Source organism: Enterobacter sp. 342 (assembly GCF_036663495.1).
GTDB lineage: Bacteria > Pseudomonadota > Gammaproteobacteria > Enterobacterales > Enterobacteriaceae > Enterobacter.
In genome coordinates, this window is record NZ_JAWUEI010000131.1 from 1 (window position 1) to 635 (window position 635).

The 635-nt window shown below is 46.5% G+C and carries 1 pseudogene; it reads left to right on the forward strand.

The window, feature by feature from the left end:
• Positions 1-76 precede the first annotated feature (76 nt).
• Positions 77-559 (forward strand): annotated as a pseudogene (gene dcm / locus V6E55_RS25600) (DNA (cytosine-5-)-methyltransferase); the annotation flags it as partial.
• Positions 560-635: the final 76 nt, after the last annotated feature.

The window sequence follows — 635 nt, forward strand, 5'->3', positions numbered from 1 at the left end:
TTGAATGGGTTCATGTGCAGCTCCATCAGCAAAAGGGGATGATAAGTTTATCACCACCGACTATTTGCAACAGTGCCAAGCTAACTGGTTTAACGATGCTCAGGAACACACTTTCAATCTCGATATTCGTGAAGTCACGCTCAGTGATAAACCTGAAGTACCTGAAAACGATGCCTATGCTTACATTAATGAGCATGTGCCGGATCATGATGTACTTCTAGCAGGTTTCCCCTGTCAACCGTTTAGCCTTGCGGGCGTAAGCAAGAAAAACTCGCTCGGGCGCGCGCATGGTTTCGAATGTGAGGCTCAGGGAACGCTTTTCTTCGATGTGGCGCGTATTATCCGCGCAAAAAAACCTGCCATCTTTGTTCTTGAAAACGTTAAAAACCTGAAGAGCCATGACAAGGGTAAAACCTTTAAAGTCATCATGGATACCCTCGACGAACTGGGCTATGAAGTTGCGGATGCAGCTGAGATGGGCAAAAACGATCCTAAAGTTATCGACGGAAAGCACTTTTTACCTCAGCACCGAGAACGTATCGTTTTGGTCGGTTTCCGCGGCACTGTTGCAAATAGTCGGTGGTGATAAACTTATCATCCCCTTTTGCTGATGGAGCTGCACATGAACCCATTCA